Source organism: Campylobacter sp. BCW_6466, assembly GCF_001762835.1.
Taxonomy (GTDB): Bacteria; Campylobacterota; Campylobacteria; order Campylobacterales; family Campylobacteraceae; genus Campylobacter_D; species Campylobacter_D jejuni.
This window is the reverse complement of the sequence record NZ_MJXO01000073.1, coordinates 14,330-34,289: the sequence shown is the minus strand read 5'-3', so window position 1 is coordinate 34,289 and position 19,960 is coordinate 14,330. Positions and strand designations below refer to the sequence as shown.

The 19,960-nt window shown below is 29.8% G+C and carries 21 protein-coding genes; 16 read left to right on the top strand and 5 right to left on the bottom strand.

All coding sequences use genetic code 11. From position 1 onward, the window contains the following. Positions 1 to 11: 11 nt before the first annotated feature. From AJ887_RS08345 to AJ887_RS08330, 4 genes are read right to left on the bottom strand one after another with little or no spacing between them, the layout of a single operon-like run. Positions 12 to 641, bottom strand: a complete 630-nt coding sequence (locus AJ887_RS08345; RefSeq protein WP_070240039.1) for a type III pantothenate kinase — start codon at positions 639 to 641, stop codon at positions 12 to 14. Further along, on the bottom strand, positions 628 to 918 hold the full coding sequence (locus tag AJ887_RS08340; RefSeq protein ID WP_002854689.1) for a hypothetical protein: 291 nt from the start codon (positions 916 to 918) through the stop codon (positions 628 to 630). Before AJ887_RS08340 ends, AJ887_RS08345 begins: the two co-directional genes overlap by 14 nt. Continuing rightward, positions 915 to 1,913: a hypothetical protein gene (locus AJ887_RS08335; RefSeq protein WP_044778522.1), complete on the bottom strand. Its 999-nt coding sequence runs from the start codon at positions 1,911 to 1,913 to the stop codon at positions 915 to 917. The genes AJ887_RS08340 and AJ887_RS08335 overlap by 4 nt, the downstream gene beginning before the upstream one ends. Next, positions 1,910 to 2,488 (bottom strand): hypothetical protein, encoded by a 579-nt coding sequence (locus AJ887_RS08330; RefSeq protein ID WP_002870798.1) that lies wholly within the window; start codon positions 2,486 to 2,488, stop codon positions 1,910 to 1,912. Before AJ887_RS08330 ends, AJ887_RS08335 begins: the two co-directional genes overlap by 4 nt. A gap of 144 nt (positions 2,489 to 2,632) precedes the next feature. Here AJ887_RS08330 and gatC point away from each other — a divergent pair, with 144 nt between their 5' ends. The 8 genes from gatC to AJ887_RS08290 all read left to right on the top strand — a co-directional run bounded on the left by gatC (position 2,633) and on the right by AJ887_RS08290 (position 8,940). Further along, the gene (gene gatC / locus AJ887_RS08325; protein ID WP_044780450.1) at positions 2,633 to 2,917 is read left to right on the top strand and encodes an Asp-tRNA(Asn)/Glu-tRNA(Gln) amidotransferase subunit GatC; all 285 of its coding nucleotides are present in this window, start codon (positions 2,633 to 2,635) and stop codon (positions 2,915 to 2,917) included. A 66-nt stretch (positions 2,918 to 2,983) separates the two neighbouring features. Then, positions 2,984 to 3,547 carry a CvpA family protein gene (locus AJ887_RS08320; RefSeq protein WP_070240069.1) on the top strand — a complete coding sequence of 188 codons (564 nt, stop codon included), beginning with the start codon at positions 2,984 to 2,986 and terminating at the stop codon, positions 3,545 to 3,547. Between the two features lies 1 nt (position 3,548). Then, positions 3,549 to 4,022, top strand: a complete 474-nt coding sequence (locus AJ887_RS08315; protein WP_002854230.1) for a Fur family transcriptional regulator — start codon at positions 3,549 to 3,551, stop codon at positions 4,020 to 4,022. Next, positions 4,023 to 5,528: a lysine--tRNA ligase gene (lysS, locus tag AJ887_RS08310; RefSeq protein WP_070240041.1), complete on the top strand. Its 1,506-nt coding sequence runs from the start codon at positions 4,023 to 4,025 to the stop codon at positions 5,526 to 5,528. Next, a complete protein-coding gene (locus AJ887_RS08305) occupies positions 5,525 to 6,769 on the top strand; it encodes a serine hydroxymethyltransferase (protein WP_044778523.1) in 1,245 nt (414 codons plus the stop codon). Before lysS ends, AJ887_RS08305 begins: the two co-directional genes overlap by 4 nt. Then, entirely contained in the window at positions 6,766 to 7,311 is a 546-nt protein-coding gene (locus tag AJ887_RS08300; protein WP_002870803.1) for a DUF1882 domain-containing protein, read from the top strand. The genes AJ887_RS08305 and AJ887_RS08300 overlap by 4 nt, the downstream gene beginning before the upstream one ends. Positions 7,312 to 7,324: 13 nt before the next feature. Then, on the top strand, positions 7,325 to 8,155 hold the full coding sequence (locus tag AJ887_RS08295; protein ID WP_002861155.1) for an SPOR domain-containing protein: 831 nt from the start codon (positions 7,325 to 7,327) through the stop codon (positions 8,153 to 8,155). Continuing rightward, complete coding sequence (locus AJ887_RS08290; RefSeq protein ID WP_002854447.1) at positions 8,152 to 8,940, top strand: shikimate dehydrogenase; 789 nt, start codon at positions 8,152 to 8,154, stop codon at positions 8,938 to 8,940. The genes AJ887_RS08295 and AJ887_RS08290 overlap by 4 nt, the downstream gene beginning before the upstream one ends. 70 nt (positions 8,941 to 9,010) lie before the next feature. Here AJ887_RS08290 and AJ887_RS08285 read toward each other — a convergent pair whose 3' ends face one another. Beyond that, on the bottom strand, positions 9,011 to 9,910 hold the full coding sequence (locus tag AJ887_RS08285; RefSeq protein WP_002859484.1) for a membrane lipoprotein lipid attachment site-containing protein: 900 nt from the start codon (positions 9,908 to 9,910) through the stop codon (positions 9,011 to 9,013). Positions 9,911 to 9,999: 89 nt separating this feature from the next. On the opposite strand from AJ887_RS08285, the gene lgt reads away from it, so the two are divergent. From lgt to AJ887_RS08245, 8 genes are all read left to right on the top strand, one after another. Continuing rightward, positions 10,000 to 10,815 carry a prolipoprotein diacylglyceryl transferase gene (lgt, locus tag AJ887_RS08280; protein ID WP_070233628.1) on the top strand — a complete coding sequence of 272 codons (816 nt, stop codon included), beginning with the start codon at positions 10,000 to 10,002 and terminating at the stop codon, positions 10,813 to 10,815. Between the two features lie 67 nt (positions 10,816 to 10,882). Continuing rightward, a complete protein-coding gene (locus AJ887_RS08275) occupies positions 10,883 to 11,665 on the top strand; it encodes a fumarate reductase cytochrome b subunit (protein ID WP_002854660.1) in 783 nt (260 codons plus the stop codon). Next, complete coding sequence (locus tag AJ887_RS08270) at positions 11,649 to 13,640, top strand: fumarate reductase flavoprotein subunit (RefSeq protein WP_002861159.1); 1,992 nt, start codon at positions 11,649 to 11,651, stop codon at positions 13,638 to 13,640. The genes AJ887_RS08275 and AJ887_RS08270 overlap by 17 nt, the downstream gene beginning before the upstream one ends. Then, on the top strand, positions 13,633 to 14,358 hold the full coding sequence (locus AJ887_RS08265; protein ID WP_002938180.1) for a fumarate reductase iron-sulfur subunit: 726 nt from the start codon (positions 13,633 to 13,635) through the stop codon (positions 14,356 to 14,358). The genes AJ887_RS08270 and AJ887_RS08265 overlap by 8 nt, the downstream gene beginning before the upstream one ends. A 27-nt stretch (positions 14,359 to 14,385) precedes the next feature. Further along, the gene (locus tag AJ887_RS08260) at positions 14,386 to 16,572 is read left to right on the top strand and encodes a dynamin family protein (protein ID WP_070240043.1); all 2,187 of its coding nucleotides are present in this window, start codon (positions 14,386 to 14,388) and stop codon (positions 16,570 to 16,572) included. Then, entirely contained in the window at positions 16,562 to 18,391 is a 1,830-nt protein-coding gene (locus AJ887_RS08255) for a dynamin family protein (RefSeq protein WP_070240045.1), read from the top strand. Before AJ887_RS08260 ends, AJ887_RS08255 begins: the two co-directional genes overlap by 11 nt. Beyond that, positions 18,391 to 19,095 (top strand): tetratricopeptide repeat protein, encoded by a 705-nt coding sequence (locus AJ887_RS08250; RefSeq protein ID WP_052834232.1) that lies wholly within the window; start codon positions 18,391 to 18,393, stop codon positions 19,093 to 19,095. The genes AJ887_RS08255 and AJ887_RS08250 overlap by 1 nt, the downstream gene beginning before the upstream one ends. Positions 19,096 to 19,230: 135 nt before the next feature. Next, positions 19,231 to 19,959, top strand: a complete 729-nt coding sequence (locus AJ887_RS08245; protein WP_002857555.1) for a gluconate 2-dehydrogenase subunit 3 family protein — start codon at positions 19,231 to 19,233, stop codon at positions 19,957 to 19,959. Position 19,960 lies beyond the last annotated feature (1 nt).

Genomic DNA, 19,960 nt, shown 5'->3' with positions numbered 1-19,960 from the left:
TTGTAACATTTTTAATAAAGTAAATTGGGATTTTCTTTTATAATCTTTTTCATTCCTCGAAAGATTAAAAGTTTATCATAAATTGCGCAATCGAAATAATTTGCTAAAAATTGCCCATCTCCACCAGTGAAATAAAGCTTTTTATTTTGAGCGGCATCTTTTATCAGTAGGTAAATTCCTTTAAAAACACCATAACTTAAAGCATCCATGGTTTTTTGCGGGAATGCATCAAGACTAACTTGAGTGTTAAATTCACTTTTTAATCGTGGTGAAATATGGCTATAAATTTTTTTATAATTTGTAATACCTGGCAAGATAAAACCACCAAGATGTATAGAATTAGAAATAATATCAATTGTAATAGCACTACCTGCATCTACAACAACCCCATCTTCAATGGTATAACAAGCTGCTATGCGATCGATTCCTAATCCTTGATAAATTGTATCAAATAAAAAATAAGGTTCAAGATTGATAAAATTTTTTTGATTTTTTAAATGTTCTTTGAGATGTTCATTGACATTGATATAAAAAATTTTTTGTTCATTTTTAAATTCTAAAAACTGATCTATACTAAGAGTGAAATATTTATTATCATCTAGGAAATTAGCATTTGAATTCCCAATGTCACAGAGCAGCATAGATATTAAATCCTTTCATTTCTAGATGATTTTTTGCTTTAGAGCAAAGAGAAGCCATGCTAAAAAAATATTTGTTATTTATGTTAATTTGCTGTGCTAGATTTTCTAAAAATAAGGCATCTTTCATTAAAAATTTTGTTTTTCCTGTATACATAAAAAGAATGTTATTTTGATCTTTAGCACAAATATAACTTTTTTTTCTAGTCAACATACTTAAGTCATAGGGCTTTAAATTTAATTTTAAAGCCTTTATTGTTTGTTCTAAAATTTTTATCATAGCAAATCTAAAATTTTATCTCCGTAGTAAAATTTACCATTTCCCATGAAAGAAATTTTATCAACAGCTTCTGAAAGTTTAAATACTTGTGCATTATCTAAATTTAGATTCATTTTGATAAGATAGCCTGTTTTTTCAAAAATATATAAATAATTATTGTATATATTGCTTTTTACAAAAATAGCAAATTCAAATTTTTTTTCCGCAATTTTTCTTAAGTTATAATCAGTTTTAATAATAGTGCCATCTTTTTCTAGTATAAAAATACCATCATCGCTAAGTGCAACATCTTTTATGTCAGCGTCAAGATAAAGAGTTCTAGCAGGGCTTACAACAATGATTTTTTTAGCTGTTGTTGCTATAAGTTTATCTCCGATTACACTTAGATGGATTACATTGTTGAAAAAATTTTCTGCTGAAATAACCACATCTTTAATGATTTGAAGATTGTTTCTTGAAAGAATTAAAATTTTGCCATCCAGTGTTGGATAAACGATGATATTGTCTAAAAATATAGGATTAGCGGTACGACTGTCTTGGGCTGGAGCTGAGGTTAGGGTTTGACTGAATTTAATACCCAAAGAACGATTTGCAAGAACTATAGTATTGTTTGCAAGTACAAGGGCTAAATCATCTCCATTAGAAGCTACTCCTACAACACTAGCGTCAAATTGAAAATTATAAATTTCATTATAAGAATTGTCAAAAATTTTTAAATTTCCATTATTATCTGCAGTAAAATATTCCCCATCTTGATAAGCTAGAAGCATATAATTTTTAGGAAGTTTAAACTTGTCTATGGAGATATTATTTTTTAAGATAGCTGTATTATTGCTAAGTTTTGCAGAAACTAGATTCCAATCAACAATTTTACTTTTTAAATTGCTATTATGACTTAAATCTCCATCGGTTTGTTTTGGTTCAAAATATTGTCTTTTGGTGCCACAAGCACATAGAAATATTAAACAAAATAGTGTTAAAAATATTTTTTTCATTGTGTAATGCCTTGATAATGTTTGAGGTTTTTAGCTATTTGGTTTAAACTTGAATTTTCTTTTATCTGAGAAAGTAAAACATTAGCTTCTTCGATTTTATTTTGCTCTAAAAGTTTGTAAGCTTCTAATAATTTATCATAATTTTTTAAAAATATCGATTTATCTCCTAAAGATAATGCGATAATATTTTTAAGTAAAGTGTTTGTTTGAGCATTATTATAAATTTGTTTTAGTTCATTTTGGAGAGTTGTATTATTGAAATCATTAATATTTTCTTTTAGCAAAAAGATAGCGTAAAGATTGGTATTTTTATTTTTAAGTTGTTCTAAAAGATTTTTATTGCTAGGATCTTGTATTAGATTGGCATAAATTTCATTTGCTTCTTTTGTTTTATAATCGTTTATTTTTGAGATTATAAAATTTCCAGCAAACCAAGCAACTAAAATTATAACAACAGCAGATATGTAAAATTTATACTTGCGTATAAATCTCTCTCCTTTGATAAAATTTTCTATAAATTGTTCTTCCGTGTTAAGTTCGTTTTTAACAACTTTTAAATTATCTTTTAGTCCCAAAATTTATCCTTGAAAAAAATATTTTTATTTTTGTATAGAAAAATTATGATATTGTATCATATAAATTGCAAAATATCCTAAACAATTTAAAGCTTTTTATGATATAATTTTCAAAATTTTAACTTTTTTATTAAGGTTTAAGAAATGCAAATAGATGAGAAATTATTAAGCAAGCTTGAAAAATTAAGTGCTTTGCAAATAACAAAAAACAGAAATGAAACCATTGCACAGTTAAGTGAAATTGTGAATTTTGTTGAAAAATTAAACGAACTTGATTTAAACTCCCAAGAGATTACTGTGAGTACTATAAAAGGTGGAGCTCCTTTGAGGATTGATGAGATAAGAAATAGCAATGTTATTGATGAGGTTTTAGATTGTGCTCCAAAAAAACAAGAACATTTTTTTGTTGTTCCTAAAATCATAGAATGATTAACTTAGCATTTAGTGCTTATTTGTAGAATAAATTTAAAACAAAAAATCAGAGAGTGTATTGAAATGAATTTTTATTGGTTTGATGCTTTTATTTTAGGATTTACCTTGCTTTTAGGGCTTAAGGGTATTATCAATGGTTTGATAAAAGAAATTTTTGGACTTTTGGGTATTATTGGTGGTGTTTTTATTGCTTCAAAATATGCAACTCAAGCAGCTGAATTTATACAAAGTGCTTTTTATAAGATAGAAAATCAAAGCTTAGCTGGATTTGCTGGATTTTTAGCCATATTAATTATTTTTTGGATAGTTTGTTTATTGGTGGGTAATTTTCTTTCTAAGTTGATTAAATTAAGTGGCTTAGGTTTTTTAGATCGTATTGGTGGCTTTATATTTGGCGGAGCAAAAATCTTTTTAATTTTTGCAATTTTGGTTTTTTGTGTAGTAAGAATCGATTTTTTAAATGACAAATTAGGTAATTTTGCTAAAAATAGCTATACTTTAAATTTGCTTAAAGAAACGGGATCTTTTATTATGAATCAACCTTTAACAGAAAATAGTCTAGATCATGCTAGTGAAAAGTTGCAAGATATTGTAAGTGATTTAAACAATACTCAAAAAGGGGAGTGATATGCTGATAGAAAATGTGGAATATGATGTTTTACTTGAGAGATTTAAAAAAATATTAAGACAAGGCGGACTTAAATATACCAAGCAAAGAGAAGTGCTTTTAAAAACCCTTTATCACAGTGATACTCATTACACACCCGAAAGTTTATATATGGAAATCAAACAAGCTGAACCTGATTTAAATGTAGGAATTGCAACTGTTTATCGTACTTTAAATTTGCTTGAAGAAGCAGAAATGGTAACTTCCATTTCTTTTGGTTCAGCAGGTAAAAAATATGAGCTTGCCAATAAACCTCATCATGATCATATGATATGTAAAAATTGCGGAAAAATTATAGAGTTCGAAAATCCTATTATAGAAAGACAGCAAGCCTTGATTGCAAAAGAACATGGTTTTAAACTTACAGGGCATTTGATGCAGCTTTATGGTGTTTGTGGCGATTGTAATAATCAAAAAGCAAAGGTAAAAATATAAATGTTTGATAATATTTTAGAGCAGCAAAGAATAGAAAAAGCTAAAGAGTTAAAAAAAATAGGGATTAATCCTTATCCTCATTTTTTAGAAAAAGAAATGTCTTTAAAGACTTTTAAGGATAAATTTTCTTATATTTTAGAGCAAATTGAAAAAAGAGATGAAAGTGTCAATGCTGTCGTTGCAGGACGTTTGAAACTTTTGCGTATAGCTGGGAAATCGATTTTTGCAAACATTGAAGATGAGGATACAAATTTACAAATTTATTTTAGTAGAGATAGCGTAGGTGAAGAACTTTATACGATTTTAAAAAAGAATTTAGAGGTGGGTGATATTGTTTTGGTTAAAGGTTTTCCTTTTGTAACTAAAACAGGTGAGTTTAGTTTGCATGCAAGCAAAGTAAAACTCGCTACAAAAGCTATTGTTCCTTTACCTGAAAAATATCATGGATTAACAGATATTGAGCAAAGATATCGCAAACGTTATGTTGATATGATAATGAATGCAGAAGTTAGAAAAGATTTTTTAGTGCGTTCTAAAGTAGTGAGTTTGATTCGTCATTTTTTTGAAAATAAAGGCTTTTTAGAAGTAGAAACTCCTATGATGCATCCGATTGCAGGTGGAGCAAACGCTAAGCCTTTTATAACTTTTCATAATTCTTTAGGTGTAGAAAGATTTTTAAGAATTGCTCCAGAACTTTATCTTAAAAGACTTATAGTGGGTGGTTTTGAGGCGGTTTTTGAAATCAATCGTTGTTTTAGAAACGAAGGTATGGATTTAACTCATAATCCCGAATTTACAACTATAGAATTTTATTGGGCTTATCATAATTATAAAGATTTAATGGATTTAACTGAAGAACTTTTTGCTTTACTTTTGGATAAACTTAATTTAGGAAAAACAATAGAATTTGATGGAAAAATGATAGATTTTTCCAAACCTTTTGAAAGAATAACCTATAAAGATGCACTTTGCAAGTATGGTGATTTAGATAGGGATTTAATCGAAGATAAGGAAAAAATTCTTACTAAATTAAAAGCAGATGGTTTTGAAGCGAATGAAAAGCTTGAACTTGGACATTTACAAGCTGAACTTTTTGACAATTATGTGGAAGAAAAATTGATCAATCCTACTTTTGTGATTGATTTTCCTATTTCCATAAGTCCTTTATCAAGACGTAGCGATGAGGATTCTCAGATTGCTGAGAGATTTGAGTTGTTTATTTGCGGAAGAGAATTGGCAAATGGTTTTAATGAGCTTAATGATCCTCTTGATCAATATGAGAGATTTTTAAAACAAATTGAAGCTAAAAATGCAGGCGATGAAGAGGCTTGCGAAATGGATGAAGATTTTGTAAATGCTTTGGGTTATGGAATGCCTCCAACGGCAGGGCAGGGCATAGGCATAGATAGACTTGTTATGCTTTTGACAAATAAAAAATCTATTCGAGATGTGATATTGTTTCCTGCAATGCGTCCATTAAAATCAGAACTAAAGGAGAAAGAATGAGTTTGGAAATGTTTGATAAAGAAATTTTTGATTTAACAAACAAAGAGTTAGAGCGTCAATGTGAAGGTCTTGAAATGATAGCGAGTGAAAATTTCACTTTACCTGAAGTAATGGAAGTTATGGGAAGTGTCTTGACAAATAAATACGCAGAAGGTTATCCGGGTAAAAGATATTATGGTGGTTGTGAATTTGTTGATGAGATTGAAACTCTAGCCATTGAAAGATGTAAAAAACTTTTTAATTGTAAATTTGCTAATGTTCAGCCTAATTCGGGTTCTCAAGCTAATCAAGGTGTTTATGCGGCTTTGATTAATCCAGGTGATAAAATTTTAGGAATGGATTTAAGTCATGGCGGACATTTAACTCATGGTGCAAAAGTAAGTTCTTCAGGTAAAATGTATGAAAGTTGTTTTTACGGTGTAGAACTTGATGGAAGAATTGATTATGAAAAAGTAAGAGAAATTGCTAAAAAAGAAAAGCCAAAACTTATAGTTTGTGGAGCTAGTGCTTATGCAAGAGTGATTGATTTTGCTAAATTTAGAGAAATTGCCGATGAAATAGGTGCTTATCTTTTTGCTGACATAGCTCATATTGCAGGCCTTGTTGTAGCAGGCGAACATCCAAGTCCTTTTCCGCACGCTCATGTAGTAAGCTCAACTACACATAAAACTTTGCGTGGTCCAAGAGGTGGTATTATTATGACAAATGATGAAGAGCTTGCTAAAAAAATTAATTCTGCGATTTTTCCAGGTATTCAAGGTGGTCCTTTGATGCATGTAATTGCTGCAAAAGCAGTAGGATTTAAATTTAATCTTAGTGATGAGTGGAAAGTTTATGCAAAACAAGTAAGAACCAATGCTCAGGTTTTAGCTAATGTTTTAATGGATAGAAAATTTAAACTTGTTAGCGATGGAACAGATAATCACCTTGTTTTAATGAGTTTTTTAGATCGTGAATTTAGTGGAAAAGATGCAGATTTAGCTCTTGGAAATGCAGGTATTACTGCAAATAAAAATACCGTTCCAGGAGAGATTAGAAGTCCTTTTATCACAAGTGGATTAAGACTTGGAACTCCAGCCCTTACTGCCAGAGGTTTTAAAGAAAAAGAAATGGAAACTGTGTCAAATTATATTGCAGATATTTTAGATGATATTAATAATGAAAAATTACAAGAGAATATTAAACAAGAATTAAAAAAACTTGCAAGTAATTTTATTATTTATGAAAGGGCTATGTTTTGATTTCACCAATGGATATGTCACTAATTAAAATAATTGGCGATCATTATTATATAAGACGCGATAAAATTGTAAATAAAACTACACATAGAGGTCGCTTATTTTTTGATAAATTTGAAAGAGTTGATGCTCCTTTAAATTTAAATGTCATGAGAGAACACGCTGCTAAAAAAATTGTTGTCGCTCATGATTTAATAACAAAAGATAATAAAGTAGAAAATATTGTCTTTGATTATAATGGTTTTAATGCTGAAAGATTTTATCACCGTGCACAACTTATTTTAAGAGAGGAAGGTTTTATAAATTTCACAGCCTATAAGACTAAAACTCCAGGACATTTACATCTTTATATTCACAAAGGACACACGGCGTTAAACGAAGGTTATTCTTTAGCATCTAAACTTTCAATGATGTTTGCAAGTAAAATGCCAGTAGAATGGAAGGTGTTTCCTAGTATGGATGTACCTAGGGAATTTAATATTTTAATATTGCCTTATGAGGTTTATCAAAAAGAACGAGGAAGTTCTTGGTCTAAGCACATGTAAGAAAGGACAAATTATGGAAAATCAAAAAAATGAATTTGATGATATTATTTTAGAAAAAAGTAATAAAAGTGAAAAAGTAAAAAAAATTCTTTTACGAGTTATTGCTTTAGTTATTTTGTTTTTAGCTATCATGATAGTTATGAAACTTATTAATGGTAGTGGTGATGAAAATACGCAAAATCAAAGTGTATTACCAAGTGAACCTATAGCAACTCAAGACAATAACAATGATACTTCTTTTGAAAGTATGCCAATTACAGATAATACTTCAGCAGAAGATCAATTTGAGGCATTAAGAAAACAATTTCAAGATGAACAAAATACAACTCAAAATACAACAACCTCTAGTTCAAATAACAATGATAGTACAAATTTTGCTATGCCTGATCAAGAAGTTCCAGCAGAACCAACAGCAACTACTTCAGAAAATACTACTCCGCAAGCAAGTGCTCCCAAACAAGAAGTAAAACAAACTGCAAAACCTAAAGAAGAAGCAAAAAAACAAACAGCTGTAAAAAAAGAAAGTGCAAAACAAACCCCTAAAAAAGAACAAAATGCAAATGATTTATTTAAAAATGTTGATGCTAAACCTGTACATCCAAGTGGTTTAGCATCGGGTATTTATGTGCAAATTTTCTCAGTAAGTAATTTGGATCAAAAATCAAAAGAACTTGCTTCTGTAAAACAAAAAGGTTATGATTATAAACTTTATAAAACTACAGTTGGAGGTAAAGAAATTACTAAGGTTTTAATAGGACCATTTGAAAAGGCAGATATTGCAGCAGAACTTGCTAAAATCCGTAAGGATATTGCAAAAGATGCTTTTTCTTTTACTTTAAAATGAAATTTTTAGCAGTTATAGGCGATCCTATTTCTCACTCTAAATCGCCTAGAATGCATAATAATGCTATCAAAGCCTTAGGACTTGATAGCATTTATACACGCTATCATTTAAGAAATGCTAACTGTTTAAGAGAAGATTTTTTTAAATTAGGACTTAGTGGAGCTAATATTACTTTGCCTTTTAAGGAAAAAGCTTTAGATATTGCTGATGTGAAGGATGATTTTGCTAGAAATATTGGCTCTGCAAATACTTTATGCTTAAAAGAAGATAAAATTTACGCTTATAATACTGATGCTTTAGGTTTTTTAGAAGCTATTAAGGATTTTGATAATATAAAAAAAGCTTTGATTTTAGGTGCTGGAGGTACAGCTTTGGCGCTTGCTTATGCATTAAAACAAAAAGGCGTAGAAGTGTATATAGCTAATCGTAGTAAAGAAAGATTTAAAGATTTCTTAGCTTATCCAACTTATCTTTATAAAAACTTGCAAGATTTTGACTTTGATTTGGTTGTAAATTCAACTTCTGCTGGATTAAAAGATGAAAATTTACCTTGTGATAGAGAGCTTTTAGATGGAATTTTACCTAAAGCTAAATTTGCTTTTGAGGTAATTTATGGCAGAGAAACACCTTTTTATAGATTGTGTAAAGAGTATCATTTAAAAATTAAAGATGGGCTTGATATGCTTTTATGGCAAGGGGTTTTTGCTTTTGAGCTTTTTTTTGAAATACGAGATAAAAGAGAGATGATAAAAAATGCAATGCAACAGGCATTGATTTTAAAGTAGAATGATAGTTTTTTTGTATAAGAAAATCTTATTTTTTGTGTGAGAAAGTTTAATTTTCTCACAAGTTTTATCATTCAAATATTTCTACCCCATCTTGATTTTTACTTTGATTATTTTGATTTGTTGAAGATGGATTTGTAGGAATATTTTGTGTAGGCGTGTTTTCAATTGTATTATTTTGATTAGAATTTGTTTGAGGTAAGCTTTCTTCAAAGGTAGCATCGCCATCAAAACTATTAAAACCACTATTTGTATTAGGTATAGTTTTGCCTATGTCTGTTGCTTTTGGTAGATTGTTATAAAGTGTATTTAATGTATTTTTATAAAAAGCTAAAAAACTTTTATCAATTTCAAAAGCAGGTTGCTCTAAACCTTTATTGAGTTGAGTTGGTACAGTGGAGATAGTAGTTTTAAACATATTAACCCCATCATCATTTTTAATAGGATAGTTAAGCGCAACTAAAGAATCTAGTTTAGTACTACTTGAAAGATTGGTTGAATTTTGTGGATTGTGTGCATCTATAAAATCTATTTTACCTTTAAAATTTATACCTAAATTGGATTTTACATAATCTCCACTCATAAAATTGCTTGTTTTTTGTGCATTTTTTTCTTCCGTATAAATACTGATTGAACTTTTAAGAGTGTAGTCTGGATTAGTAGTAACTATTTTATAGCCTTTTAGTTGAGCGATGGTTTTGATCTGCTCTTCTAAATTTTGTTTTAAAAGATCAATTTCTTTTTCTATGCGAATTTTAAGCACTGAATTTTCAAAATAATCAGAATAATTGTTATTTTGTTCTATATTAATAGGCTCAAGAGCAATGCTTACTCCAGAATCAATAGGTTCAACCTTTGTTGGAACTTGGGGTTTAAAATTTGGCATAGAAACATTGACAAAATTACTACTTGTACCCCCACAAGCTGCTAAAATTAACATACTACTAGCAAGTAAAATATATTTTTTCATTTTTTACCTTTATTTAATGTGTTTGTGTTAATTATAGCAAGTTAAAGTTTTTTTGTTATATTTTTATAAAAGAAAATTAGGAAAGATATATGGAATTTTGGCAGCATATTTATTCAAATTTTAATGTTATAGCTTTTAGCATCTTTGGTTTAAAGGTGCATTGGTATGGCATTATGTATGTTATAGCTTTGCTTTTGGCTTTGCTTTTGGCTAAATTTTTTGTAAGAAAATTTCAACTAGACATTAATGAAAAACATTTGGATAGTTATTTTATATGGGTTGAAATAGGGGTTATTTTAGGTGCAAGGCTTGGATATATTTTGATTTATGATGCAAATACTATGTATTATATTACTCATCCTTGGCAAATTTTTAATCCTTATATTAATGGTGAATTTGTAGGTATTCGAGGTATGAGTTATCATGGAGCAATTATAGGATTTTTGATAGCTACTTTATTGTTTTGTAAAAAATATAAAACAAATCCTTGGATTTTTCTTGATTTGGTTGCTTTAAGTGTTCCATTGGCTTATGTTTTTGGTCGTATAGGAAATTTTTTAAATCAAGAGCTTTTTGGTCGCATTACAAATGTGCCTTGGGGAATTTATGTTGATGGAGTATTGCGTCATCCATCGCAACTTTATGAAGCATTTTTAGAAGGTATTGTTGTTTTTATTATAGTTTATTTAGCAAGATTTAAGCAAAGTTTTCAAGGGGAATTGATTCTTGTTTATGCTGGTGCTTATTCATTGGCAAGATTTATATGTGAATTTTATCGCGAGCCTGATTTTGGTATGGGTTTTGTTTTATGGGGTATGAGTATGGGACAAATTTTAAGTTTTATAATGTTTATAACAGCTTTGTTAGTTTATATTTGTATAAAGTTTAAAAAAGTAAATATTTAATCTATCTTAAAGACTTTTGTAATATAATGAAATGGATTTTTTAATTTCTTTTTACAAAGGAGTAAAGATGCGTGAGCTTATCGAAGGTTATTTGGGTAAGAGCATTGAGGGCAAAAAAAGTAAAATGCCTGCGAAATTAGACTTTATCCAAAGTGCCTCAGGGCTTTTTTTAGGTCTTTTTATGTGGGTGCATATGCTTTTTGTTTCTACAATTTTAGTCAGTGAGGATTTTTTTAATTCTGTGGTACATTTTTTAGAATTAAAATTTGTTTACGATAATCCTGTTATGAGTTATCTTACTTCATTTTTAGCCGCCTGTGTTTTAGTGGTTTTTTTCGTTCATGCTTTACTTGCAATGAGAAAATTTCCTATTAATTACCGTCAGTATCAAATACTAAGAACACACAGTAAAAAAATGAATCACAGCGATACTTCGTTATGGTGGGTTCAAGCTTTTACAGGTTTTATTATGTTTTTCTTAGGTTCTGCTCATCTTATTTTTATTGTAACCAATGCAGATAAAATCAGCGGCGATATGTCAGGAGATAGGGTTGTAAGTCATTTTATGTGGCTTTTTTATGCTGTTCTTTTAGTCTGTGTTGAACTTCATGGAAGTATAGGGCTTTATAGACTTTGTGTTAAATGGGGTTGGTTTGAAGGAAAAAATGTAAAAGAAAGTCGTAAAAAGCTTAAAACTGCTAAATGGATAATCAGTATTTTCTTCCTAGTTTTAGGTGTGTTAAGTCTTGCAGCATTTATAAAAATAGGTTATGAAAACTACCAAAATCAAACCCAAACTACTGCGATGATAAAAAACTACAATGGAGCAAATTATGAATATACAATATAGTGATGCTTTAGTAATAGGCGGAGGATTAGCAGGTCTTAGAGCGGCTATTGAAGTAGCAAAGAGTGGCCAAAGTGTAACACTTTTAAGTATTTGTCCAGTGAAGCGTTCTCACTCTGCAGCGGTGCAAGGAGGTATGCAGGCAAGCTTAGCAAATGGGGCAAAAGGTGAGGGTGATAATGAAGATCTTCACTTCGCAGATACAGTAAAAGGAAGTGATTGGGGCTGTGATCAAGAAGTAGCAAGAATGTTTGCTCAAACTGCACCAAAAGCAGTGCGTGAACTTGCGGCTTGGGGTGTGCCTTGGACTAGAGTTACTAAAGGTCCAAGAACTGTTGTAATCAATGCGCAAAAAACTGTGATTGAAGAAAAAGAAGAAGCGCACGGGCTTATTAATGCTAGAGATTTTGGTGGAACTAAAAAATGGAGAACTTGCTATATCGCAGATGCAACAGGGCATTGTATGCTTTATGGTGTAGCAAATGAAGCTATTAAACATCAAGTAAAAATTATTGATAGAATGGAAGCAGTAAGAATTATCCATGATGGTAAAAAATGCTTAGGTGTGATCGCTAGAGATTTAACCAATGGACAACTTATTGCTTATATTGCAAGAGGAACCATGATAGCAACAGGGGGCTATGGTAGAATTTATAAGCAAACTACAAATGCGGTAATTTGCGAAGGAACGGGCGCAGCCATCGCTCTTGAAACAGGGCTTTGCAGACTTTCAAATATGGAAGCAGTGCAATTTCATCCAACTCCTATTGTACCAAGCGGTATTTTGCTTACTGAAGGTTGTCGTGGTGATGGTGGAATTTTACGTGACGTGGATGGATATCGTTTTATGCCTGATTATGAACCAGAGAAAAAAGAACTTGCAAGCCGTGATGTGGTAAGTCGTAGAATGATGGAACATATTCGTAAAGGCAAAGGTGTAAAAAGCCCTTATGGGGATCATTTATGGCTTGATATTTCTATATTGGGTCGTGCTCATGTGGAAAAAAATCTCCGCGATGTACAAGATATTTGCAAAACTTTCAATGGTATTGATCCAGCAGATGAAGGTCCAAAAGGTTGGGCGCCAGTTCTTCCAATGCAGCATTATTCTATGGGTGGAATTAGAACTAAACCAACAGGTGAAAGTCAATGGTTAAACGGACTTTTTGCTTGTGGAGAAGCAGCTTGCTGGGATATGCACGGATTTAATCGTTTAGGTGGAAATTCATGTGCTGAAACTGTTGTAGCAGGTATGATAGTGGGAGATTATTTTGCAGATTATTGTAAAAATAATGGTGAAGTAATTGACACAAATGTAGTAAAAGACTTCTTAACTAAAGAGTATCAATATTTAAAATCTTTAGTAGATAAAGAAGGTAAATATAATGTTTTTGAAATCAAAAACAGAATGAAAGAAATCATGTGGGATAAGGTGGCCATCTTTAGAACAGGTGAAGGTTTGAAAGAAGCAGTAGATGAACTTGAAAAACTTTATAAAGATTCTCAAGACGTTAAAGTACATTGTAAAGAACTTGATTGTGCAAATCCAGAGCTTGAAGAAGCGTATAGAGTGCCAAGAATGTTAAAAATAGCACTTTGTGTAGCTTATGGAGCACTTTTAAGAACAGAAAGTCGCGGGGCGCATTATAGAGAAGATTATCCAAAAAGAGATGATTTAAATTGGATGAAAAGAACCAATACTTTTTGGGTAGAAGGCGAAACCTTACCACGCATAGAATACGAAGAGCTTGATATTATGAAAATGGAAATTCCACCAGCATTCCGTGGATATGGAGCTAAAGGAAATATTATAGAAAATCCTTTAAGTGAAAAACGCCAAGCTGAAGTGGATGCTATCCGTGAAAAAATGGAAGCTGAAGGCAAAGGTCGTTATGAAATTCAAAACGCTTTAATGCCTTATGAATTGCAAGCTAAATATAAAGCACCAAACCAAAGAATAGGAGTTGATTATGAGTAGAAAATTGACAATAAAGGCATTTAAATATAATCCTTTAAGCAAAATTTCTAAACCACATTTTGTGACTTATGAGCTTGAAGAAACTCCTTTTATGACAGTTTTTGTATGTTTGACTTTGATCCGTGAAAAAATGGATGCGGATCTGAGTTTTGACTTTGTTTGTCGTGCAGGGATTTGCGGATCTTGTGCAATGATGATTAATGGAGTGCCAAAACTTGCTTGTAAAACTTTAACTAAAGATTATCCTGATGGAGTGATAGAGCTTATGCCTATGCCTGCATTTAGACATATTAAAGATTTAAGTGTGAATACAGGCGAGTGGTTTGAAGACATGTGTAAGCGTGTTGAAAGCTGGGTGCATAATGAAAAAGAAACTGATATTTCTAAACTTGAAGAACGCATTGAGCCAGAGGTTGCGGATGAAACTTTTGAACTTGATCGTTGTATAGAGTGTGGAATTTGCGTAGCTTCTTGTGCAACTAAACTTATGCGTCCAAATTTCATAGCTGCTACAGGACTTTTAAGAACAGCTAGATATTTACAAGATCCGCACGATCATAGAACTATAGAAGATTTTTATGAATTAGTAGGCGATGATGATGGTGTTTTTGGTTGTATGTCATTGCTTGCTTGTGAAGATAATTGTCCTAAAGAATTACCTTTACAAAGTAAAATCGCTTATATGAGAAGACAACTTGTTGCTCAAAGAAATAAATAAATCTTTCCCCTTTTTAAGGGGAAGATTATGAAAGAATTATTCCAAAAAATTTGGCAAAATGAACTCCAGTTTTTAAATTTTGATGTTAAATTTCAAGATAAAAACAAACTTGATACGGCTGAGTGCGCGATTATTTTAAGTGTCAATAAAGACAATTATGAAAGATATTTTCTCTTAAAAGAATTTCAAGAGCTTTGTAAAAAAATTGATTTAAGAGTGGATATTTTTAGTATACAAAATGCTCAAATTTGTATTTTAAATCTTTTTAAATCAGGTTTTGTTCCAAAGCAAGATTTGCTTAAGGCTCTAAAAATTTTAGAAAAAATTTCGAAAAATACCGAAATATTTGATTTTATTTCTCAAGAAAAAGTTCAAAATATAGATCAAAAAGCTTTATTTCAAAATGATTTTAAAGAATTAAACGCCATTAATTTGGAGCTTCAAAAGCTAAGTTTTGATGAAAATTTAAAATCAAGACTTCAAAAAACTTTGGAAAAATTTCAAAATTTAGAGTTTAATATAGCCATCACTGGCGTGATGAATGCAGGAAAATCAAGTCTTTTAAATGCTCTTTTAAAAGAAGATTTTTTAGGGGTTTCAAACATACCTGAAACAGCTAATTTAACAGTATTAAGCTATGGTAAGAGTGAAGAAGCAAAGATATATTTTTGGGATAAAAAAGAATGGCAAAATATACTTGAAAGTTCGCACTTTAATGCAGATTTAAAAGAATTTATTGACAAGCTGGATAAGAGTGTAAATATAGAGGATTTTATCAAGGATAAACCTTTAATACAAAATATCGCACTTTGTGAACTTAAAAATTTCAGTTCAGCTAAAAATAAAATTTCAGCTTTAATTAAAAAAATAGAAATTAAAAGTCATTTAGATTTTTTAAAAAATAATATTTCCATAGTTGATACTCCAGGACTTGATGATGTTGTAGTTCAAAGAGAAATTGTTACAAATGAGTATCTTAGAGAAAGTGATTTTTTAATTCATTTAATGAATGCTTCTCAAAGCTTGACTCAAAAGGATGCGGACTTTTTGGTGCATTGTCTTTTAAACTCAAGGCTGAGTAAGTTTTTAATTGTTTTAACTAAAGCGGATTTGTTAAGCAAAAAGGATTTAGAAGAAGTCATTGTTTATACCAAAGAAAGCTTAAAATCAAGACTTGTGGATTTAGATGAAAATTTGGTGGAAAAGATTGATTTTTTATGTGTGAGTGCTAAAATGGCAAGTGATTTTTATAAGGGTTTAGCACCTAAGGAAAGTTTGCAAAAAAGTGGTATGCAAGAATTTGAAAACTATCTTTTTAACGAGCTTTACGCAGGAGAAAAAAGTAAGATTGCCTTAAGAGCTTACAAAAAAGAATTGCATTTAGAGCTTAAAAATATTCTAAGCGAATATGAAATGCAAAATCGTCTTATTAAGGAGAATAAACAAGGTGTAAGTGAAGAAAATCAAAAGCTTTTACTTGAACTTCAAAAGCAAAACACCTTGTTAAAAGAAGCACAAGATGAAATTTCAAATTCCATTGCAAAACTTAAAAATATAGATAGTGGCATAGATAATCTTGTTTTACTTTTGGCTAAAAAATTAAAAGAACGCTTGATAGATGAGTTTAAATATTTGAAAAATAATGCACAAAAGCTTAATCTTTCTCGTATTTTAAATATAGTTGATATTACCACAAAAGATGGGATTAATGATATCTTAAGAGAAATTAAATTTGAAAATATTAAAAAAATCGAGGAGCTTAAAACAAATTTATCTTTAAAATATGATTTTTTAAAAGATGATTTTGACAATGGTTTCGAAGGTTTTAAAGATGGAATTTCAAAAAATATAGATAGTATTTTTCAAAGTGAAAAATTTGCACTTTTAAGATTGAAAATTGAAAAATTAAGCAATCTAAAATCAGATTTATATGAGCTTGAAACGAATTTAGATATGGTTATTTTTGATACTTTTAAAGAATTTAAAATGAGCGAAATTTTAAACTCTTTAAATATCAATGGAGCATTTTTTGAGTTTTTAAATGATAAATTAAAACATTATGAAAAAAATCAAAAATCAAAATTAGAAAGTCTTGAAAAAGTTTTACAGAGTCTGAAAAATCAAGATGCTAATATTTTAAATTCTTTTGAAGAAAATTTAGAAAAAATTGAAAAATTAAAACAACTTGAAATGGGGCTTTTAAATGCAGATTAATCTTTTAAATGATTTTATAAAAGCCTATGAAAATACTTATAGTGTGAGTTTTGATGATAGTTTTAAAGGGTGTATTCAAGAGCTTTGTAAGGAACTTAATGAGCCTTTTATGCACGCAAGTTATGCTTTAGAAAATGAATTAAAAGAGCTTGTGTTTTCTTTGGATAAGAATGTTAATATCGCTATTATAGGGCAGTTTTCAAGTGGTAAATCAAGTTTGCTAAATTTGATCTTGGGGTGTGATTGTTTGCCTACGGGTGTTGTTCCTGTTACTTTTAAACCTACTTTTTTACGCTATGCAAAAGAATATTTTTTAAGAGTAGAATTTGAAGATGGAAGTGATATTATCACAAATATAGAAAAATTAGCCTTTTATACGGATCAAAGAAATGAAGTAAAACAAGCAAAAAGTTTGCATATTTTTGCACCCATTCCTTTACTTGAAAAAATCACTCTTGTAGATACTCCAGGTTTAAATGCAAATGAAAATGATACTTTAACAACTCTTGATGAGCTTAAAAATATTCATGGGGCGATTTGGTTAAGTTTGATTGATAATGCAGGTAAAAAAAGTGAAGAAGATGCCATAAAAGCAAATTTAGAACTTTTAGGAGAAAATAGCATTTGTGTATTAAATCAAAAAGATAAATTAAGCACAGAAGAACTAGATAATGTTTTAAATTATGCAAAAAGTGTATTTTTAAAATATTTTGATGAGCTTATTGCCATTTCTTGCAAAGAAGCTAAAGATGAGCAAAGCTATGAAAAATCTAATTTTCAATCTTTGCTTGATTTTTTAACTCAGCTAGATACAACAGCTTTAAAAGAAAAATTTGTTAAAAGAAAAATTTTAAATTTATGCGAAATTCTAGAAGATGAAAACCAACTTTTTGTAGGTATTTTTGATCGTTTATTAAATCAATTTCAAAGTTATGAAAAGCATTTACTTTTAGCGTATGAAAATTTTTTAAAAGAGATTGAAATTTTAAATCATCAGATTTTAGAACAGCTTAAAAGCATTAGTGAAAGAATTTCTAGTGAAATTTTTGCAAGTGTTAAGGAAAAAGATGCTTATTTTTACAAAGAAAGCAAAGGATTTTTAAAGAAAGATTTATACACAAGATATGATTATAAAGCGCCTTATATTTCGAGCGACGATGCTTTTTTGGCGATGTTTTATAATAGTGATGTGATGAGTAAAGAGTTTAAAAAAATCAAAAATGAACTTTATAAATCTTTTGAAGAAATCAAGATGAAATTAAAAGATTTTATAAACATACTTGAAAGAGAAATTTTGCTTTTTAAAGCAGAATTTTCAAACATACAAAAAGATCACATTTTCCAAAGTGATAAAAATTTTAGTGAATTAAGAGCTTTTTGCAATGCAAGCGATGAGTACTTTTTGAAAGATTTTAAAGAACTTTTATTTAAAAGTATTTTAGAGCTTGATTTATTTTTTGAAAAATTAAATCTTAAGGCTTTTACAAATTATGAAAATGCTACGAAACTAAGCCTCGCATTTTTTAGTCGTAAAATCAATGAAAGCCGTGTTCTTTATGAGCTTGATAGTTCTGAATTTGTACTTTTTTATCCTAAAAAAAGTGAAATTTATGAAAGAGTTTTAAATGAATTAAATGTTTATGAGTTTGAAGCTTTGCTTATTAATAAGCCTATTTTGACAAAAATTGCAAAAAATTTTTTAGAACAAAGTCAAAATTTAATCCAAGAAAAAAATAAATTTTTAGATCTTAAAAAAGCAGAACTTCAAAAAAGAAGAGCACAGATTTTAAATGTTAGAGAAAATATAAAGGAAGATTGATGAGAATATTTTTAACTTTATTTTTATTTTTTAATTCATTATTTGCATTAAGTGAATTAGAAGAGGGTTTAAAACTTTACGAGGCAAATAAATTTGATAAAGCTTATGAAATTTTTAAGAATCTTTGTGAAAAAGATATTTCTAAAGCTTGTTTTTCTTTAGCTTTTATGCATGAAAGTGCTAAGGGTGTGAGTAAGGATTTAAATCAAGCTTATAAATTTTATGATAAAGCTTGTAAATTGGGTTTAGCAAATGCGTGTTCTAATATGGCTTTGCTTTTGCAAAATCAAGGTTATAAAAATGAAGCTCTTTTGGCTTTTAATAAAGCTTGCACTTTAGGAGAATCATTAAGTTGTAATAATATAGCTTTATTTTATGAAAAAGAAAAAGATGGACAAATGGCCTCAAGTTTTTATAAAAGATCTTGTGATTTAAAAAATGCAAGGGCTTGTTATCAGTTAGGATCTTTATATGATAAAGGAGAACTTGTTAAAGCAAGTGTAAAATCTGCTCTTGCTTTTTATTCTAAATCTTGCACTTTAGGTTTTGGTGAGGCTTGTTATTTGCTAGGACGCTATAATCAACTAGAAAAACAAGATCTAACAAAGGCAAAAAGATATTTTGGAATGGCTTGCGATCAAAAACATCAAGAAGCTTGCGCAGCTTATAAAGAACTTAATTCTAAAGATATAGAGCTTTATTAAAAGTTCTATTTTCATTACTTTCAAAGATATACTTAAATAAAATTAAGAATAACACAAAATTTATCGCTTTTTAAAGTTAAATTTATATTAATAGGACTAATATAGTCTTGTTTAAATTATTATCAAGGAGAAGTAATGCAAGACAATATTATTGATCGCAGAAGCTTTTTTAAACTAGGGCTTCTAGGTGGTTCTGTAGTAGCAGCTAGCACTATAGGTGGCGGTGCTGTTTTAAAGGCAGCAGAACTTACGCATTCGCATCAAGCTTCACAAGGAAAATCAAATAAAATTAGAGGTAGAATGTTTTTTCAAACTCAAACTGAATTTGATACCTTAAGTGCAGCCTGTGAAAGAATTTATCCTAAAGATGAGCAGGGAGAAGGAGCTATAGGTTTAGGCGTGCCTTATTTTATTGATAATCAGCTAGCTAGTGCTTATGGTTATAATGATAGAGAATATATGCAAGGGCCTTTCATGGAGGGTAAAGCTGAACAAGGCTATCAAACTCCTATGCAACGCAAAGATATTTTTTTAGAAGGCGTGCATGCTCTTGAAGAAAATGCTCAAAAGCGTTATAAAAAATCTTTTTCTTTGCTTAAAGGTGGAGATCAGGATAAAATTTTAAGCGATTTTGAAAAAGGAAAAATTCAAACTACAGGTTTTAAATCTTCTTATTTTTTCACACTTTTAAGAGATATGACAGTAGCTGGAGTTTTAGCTGATCCAATTTATGGCGGAAATGATAATAAAAATGGTTGGAGAATGATGCAATATCCAGGCGCACAAATGAGCTATGTGGATAAAATTGCAAGTGATGAATTTTTTAACATTGAACCTATGGGTTTAGCAGATATGGAGAGTTAAA

Excerpts from the sequence above, each read along its gene's own strand:
- AJ887_RS08345 (WP_070240039.1), bottom strand. The coding sequence starts at position 641 with ATGCTGCTCTGTGACATTGGGAATTCAAATGCTAATTTCCTAGATGAT.
- AJ887_RS08340 (WP_002854689.1), bottom strand. The coding sequence starts at position 918 with ATGATAAAAATTTTAGAACAAACAATAAAGGCTTTAAAATTAAATTTA.
- AJ887_RS08335 (WP_044778522.1), bottom strand. The coding sequence starts at position 1,913 with ATGAAAAAAATATTTTTAACACTATTTTGTTTAATATTTCTATGTGCT.
- gatC (WP_044780450.1), top strand. The coding sequence starts at position 2,633 with ATGCAAATAGATGAGAAATTATTAAGCAAGCTTGAAAAATTAAGTGCT.
- AJ887_RS08320 (WP_070240069.1), top strand. The coding sequence starts at position 2,984 with ATGAATTTTTATTGGTTTGATGCTTTTATTTTAGGATTTACCTTGCTT.
- AJ887_RS08315 (WP_002854230.1), top strand. The coding sequence starts at position 3,549 with ATGCTGATAGAAAATGTGGAATATGATGTTTTACTTGAGAGATTTAAA.
- lysS (WP_070240041.1), top strand. The coding sequence starts at position 4,023 with ATGTTTGATAATATTTTAGAGCAGCAAAGAATAGAAAAAGCTAAAGAG.
- AJ887_RS08305 (WP_044778523.1), top strand. The coding sequence starts at position 5,525 with ATGAGTTTGGAAATGTTTGATAAAGAAATTTTTGATTTAACAAACAAA.
- AJ887_RS08295 (WP_002861155.1), top strand. The coding sequence starts at position 7,325 with ATGGAAAATCAAAAAAATGAATTTGATGATATTATTTTAGAAAAAAGT.
- AJ887_RS08290 (WP_002854447.1), top strand. The coding sequence starts at position 8,152 with ATGAAATTTTTAGCAGTTATAGGCGATCCTATTTCTCACTCTAAATCG.
- AJ887_RS08285 (WP_002859484.1), bottom strand. The coding sequence starts at position 9,910 with ATGAAAAAATATATTTTACTTGCTAGTAGTATGTTAATTTTAGCAGCT.
- lgt (WP_070233628.1), top strand. The coding sequence starts at position 10,000 with ATGGAATTTTGGCAGCATATTTATTCAAATTTTAATGTTATAGCTTTT.
- AJ887_RS08275 (WP_002854660.1), top strand. The coding sequence starts at position 10,883 with ATGCGTGAGCTTATCGAAGGTTATTTGGGTAAGAGCATTGAGGGCAAA.
- AJ887_RS08270 (WP_002861159.1), top strand. The coding sequence starts at position 11,649 with ATGAATATACAATATAGTGATGCTTTAGTAATAGGCGGAGGATTAGCA.
- AJ887_RS08265 (WP_002938180.1), top strand. The coding sequence starts at position 13,633 with ATGAGTAGAAAATTGACAATAAAGGCATTTAAATATAATCCTTTAAGC.
- AJ887_RS08260 (WP_070240043.1), top strand. The coding sequence starts at position 14,386 with ATGAAAGAATTATTCCAAAAAATTTGGCAAAATGAACTCCAGTTTTTA.
- AJ887_RS08255 (WP_070240045.1), top strand. The coding sequence starts at position 16,562 with ATGCAGATTAATCTTTTAAATGATTTTATAAAAGCCTATGAAAATACT.
- AJ887_RS08250 (WP_052834232.1), top strand. The coding sequence starts at position 18,391 with ATGAGAATATTTTTAACTTTATTTTTATTTTTTAATTCATTATTTGCA.
- AJ887_RS08245 (WP_002857555.1), top strand. The coding sequence starts at position 19,231 with ATGCAAGACAATATTATTGATCGCAGAAGCTTTTTTAAACTAGGGCTT.